General features: G+C 61.6%; 2 protein-coding genes and 2 pseudogenes. 1 reads left to right on the forward strand and 3 read right to left on the reverse strand.

Annotation, left to right across the window (positions count from 1 at the left end; genetic code table 11):
* Positions 1–676, forward strand: a 676-nt coding sequence (locus ENZ75_RS25515) for an FAD-dependent oxidoreductase (RefSeq protein WP_164767159.1), incomplete at its 5' end; no start/stop codon positions are given.
* Positions 677–745: 69 nt separating this feature from the next.
* Here the strand turns inward: ENZ75_RS25515 and ENZ75_RS35330 are convergent.
* From ENZ75_RS35330 to ENZ75_RS25530, 3 genes and pseudogenes are all read right to left on the reverse strand, one after another.
* Positions 746–940 (reverse strand): annotated as a pseudogene (locus ENZ75_RS35330) (DUF459 domain-containing protein); the annotation flags it as partial.
* Positions 941–2,121: 1,181 nt separating this feature from the next.
* A complete protein-coding gene (locus ENZ75_RS35765; protein WP_236473435.1) occupies positions 2,122–2,430 on the reverse strand; it encodes a helix-turn-helix domain-containing protein in 309 nt (102 codons plus the stop codon).
* Between the two features lie 157 nt (positions 2,431–2,587).
* A pseudogene (locus ENZ75_RS25530) lies at positions 2,588–3,445 on the reverse strand (extracellular solute-binding protein); the annotation flags it as partial.

Consider the following 3,445-nt stretch of genomic DNA (forward strand, 5'->3'; position numbering starts at 1 on the left):
GCCCTATCTGGTGCAGCAGAACAGGCGTGTCGGCGGCGAACCGATCCAGTCGGTGGCGTGGCCGTCGCATCCGATCCTCGCCGGCGGCCAGCATGTCGTCGTCGTCGGCGGCGGCGACACTGCCTCCGACTGCGTCGGCACCGCCTTCCGCCAGGGCGCGGTGCGCGTCACCCAGCTCGACATCCGGCCGCAGCCGCCGGAAAAGGAAGACAAGCTGTCGGTCTGGCCATACTGGGCGACCAAGATGCGCACGTCATCCTCGCAGGCCGAAGGCGCCGAGCGCGAATTCCAGGTGGCGACGCTTGAATTCATCGGCGAAAACGGCCAGCTGACCGGGGTCAAATGCTGCGAAGTCGACGAAAAGCGCAAGCCGATCGCCGGCACCGAATTCGTCATCCGCGCCGATCTCGCGTTCATCGCCATCGGCTTTGCCGGGCCAGCCGCTCGCGGGCCGGTGTCGGAACTGGCCGGCCAGATGAAGATCGCCATTGACAGCCGCCGCTCGAAGAATGTCGAGGCCAATGACCGGGACTACAGGACCAGCGTCGAAAAGCTCTATGCGGCGGGCGACGTGCGGCGCGGCCAGTCGCTGGTCGTCTGGGCGATCCGCGAGGGCCGCCAGGCGGCGCGCGCCATCGATGAGGCGCTGATGGGATCGAGCGTGCTGCCGCGCTGAGTCCGTCTCGAGACCCTACTTGTGCGGCCACCTGAAGGCGCTTTCCGCCCTTCCGCTGCCCCGGGCAGCTTACGGACTGATCGCCGTGGTCGTTTCGGTTGTGGCCCCGGCCGCAGGCTGCCGCCTTGGCGGCCAAGAAAAATCGTCGGCGCGGCCGGGCGCAGCAGCGGGCGCCTTGCCCTCGACGACGAATTTTTCACCGGGCCCGTCCGGCTTGGCCGGCGCTGCGGCACCGAGAAGTTCCGAACCGCCGTCGAGTGCCGGTGATTGCGAGTCGGCGTCGGTAGCCGGGTCGGCGGCCTCAGTCTTTTCCTTCGAGGGTGGACTACGTTACTGGCCAGTACCGGCAACGCATCGAAGGAACTTTACAATCATAAAGGTACGTCACTGGTCTCGCGGCTCACCTATGACGATCTAGACGCGCATTCGAGTCCACAATCCGACTGGCATTTTCGTAAAGGCCTCCTCGGTGCGGGCGGCATCAGGGAGGATTTTCTCATGACGAGGACTTCTTACGGAAATGGGGGGCTACTCAAACACATTCAGTGATCAGCGCGGGGGCGGCGTCAGCTATTTCACCGCCGATCTTGGATATAATTTCTTGAACTCACCGCGCTACCGCATCGGTGCTTTTGTTGGCAACAATTTCTGGCACGAGAGCTACGATGCTTTCGGTTGCACGCAGCAGGCGACCAACTGGGGAACCTGTGTGCCAACCGTCCCACCTACGTCAACCTCTCAGCCAGGACAACGATTGGCATTCGCTGCGACTCGGCTTGGCCGGGCAGACGCAACTCACCGAGCGACTCAGCCTTTCTGGTGACGTGGCGTTCCTCTTCACGCGGCTCGACGGCAAAGAGCAGCACCACATGCGCCCAAGATCAAGCTAATTCCCGAAGACGGCGATGGGCATGGCGTCCAGCTCGAGGCGGTGTTGCGGCCGTGGCGAATAACGGCACCGCTCATTTCGAAGAGGCAATGGGCGGTCGTGGTTCCCCGCAGGCCGACGATTGGAAGGCAAAGCGCTACGGCGTTTTCGTGCAGGCTAGCATCAAGTTCAACTGAGAGAGCAAGAACCGAGGAGAGCGGCGATGCCACTCCAGCTCATTACGATCATTGGATCAACAGAAGGAAGTTTTCCGAAGAGTTTTGCAAGCGTGCGCAAAGTCGCCAGACAAAGTTCTCTCGGTCCATAGTGTACGTGCCGTCACGCCCGTTCTCGACATGGTTGAATGATACGTCCCGCGCGATCGATCAAAGTCGTTTTTCATTGGTTTTCCGGAAATCGCGGGGAGCACAGCGTGCTGTGACCCTCGCCTGCTGGTTTTCTGTCAACGCGCAGATGAGGGAGAATGAGCGTACAGCAAAAATCATCAGTGCTGTCGCTTTCGCCAAAGCCCGCCGCAGCTAAACGGGGTCCCACGCCCGGTAGCGCCCCCTGCCGGTCACCTCACGGATGCCGAGTTCGGCACCAGCCCGAGCGCAGCGCGCTGGCTAATTTTCAGCTCGGCCGCGACCAGACCTGCCGACACCAGCGGCCGCGCCAGCACCAGCTCGATCAGCGCCGGCAGGCTCGAGTTTTTGCGCCGGTTCCTGAGCCGGCGCTCCATCTGGCTTTTGGCCAGCGCCTGGATGATTGCAAGGCTGAAACAGTCGATGGAACGCCCCTCCAGCGAAGCCGAACCGGACGAGGCGCGCGCGCCAGGTCCTTCGGCTGCCATCGGCACGCTGGGTTTAAGTGCTTGGGGTGACACGGCGTGATCTCCGCCGTTGGCGGGAACAGGGCAGTGCAATAGTACTGCCCTGTTCCTTTTGATCAGAGGCCAGTGCGGATTTCTTCGGCAAGCGCCCTCAACGTCGTCTCGACGTCATCGCCGTTTACCATCTTCTGCATCGCCACGGCCCATGCGTTCATGGCTTCGCCGAAGCCGACACGCGGTGTGAAAGCCAGCGCGGCTTGGTCCTGTATCTTTTTGAAGCTGTCAACGAAGTTGTTGAACTCGGGCTGCGAAGCGTACTTAGTCCAGGTGTCGTCTGCCAGGTCGACGTGCGCGGCGGATTGACGAGCTGGCCAGCAAGGGCACCCTTGAGCGCCACCTGCTTGGAGGTGGCCCACGGGATGAACAGCCAGGCCGTGCCCTTCTTTTCGGAAGCCGCGTTCATGGCGAGAGCCCAGATCCAGATGTCAGACTCCAAGCTCGTGGCGCTCGGTGCGTGCAGCGGCGGAGCGAAGGCGATCTTGCCGGATGCCGGCTTCCCCGCAACATCGTTCCAGAAGCCGAACATATTTGAGTCGATCGTCATCGCGCTGCGGCCGGACGCGAAGGAAGGAGCCGCGCACTTCTTGATCATGTCCACGTAATGTAGTCGTATCCAGCATCGGTAAGCTTCCAATCTCTCAGGTATTTGTCCAGCGGCTCCAGGGCGCCACTCGGAGCGAGGTCCTACGCGGGCTGAATGCCAGTGCCGAACACATCCCATGCTGGCGACTTCGTCGTCAGTTGGATCGTCATCTTGTTCCAGTAAGAATCGTCTGGGTAGAGTTCCGGCGTGACCTTGATGCCGGGTCAGCTTCTCGAACTCCGGAAATTGCGCAGCGAGAGCATCCGCATAGGGGTGGATGTCGTAGGCCCAAGTTATGCTGGTCCCTTCGAATTGACGCCAGTTCACGGTGTCGGCAGCGGCCGAATTAGTGAGCGATGCCGAGACGGCAAAAAACGCCAAGTCAAAAGCAAGCTGTTTGCGAAGCGACGCGCACCTGTAACGAGT

Origin of the sequence: Mesorhizobium sp. M7A.F.Ca.CA.002.04.1.1, from assembly GCF_004022805.1 — a bacterium.
GTDB classification, from domain to species: domain Bacteria; phylum Pseudomonadota; class Alphaproteobacteria; order Rhizobiales; family Rhizobiaceae; genus Mesorhizobium; species Mesorhizobium ciceri.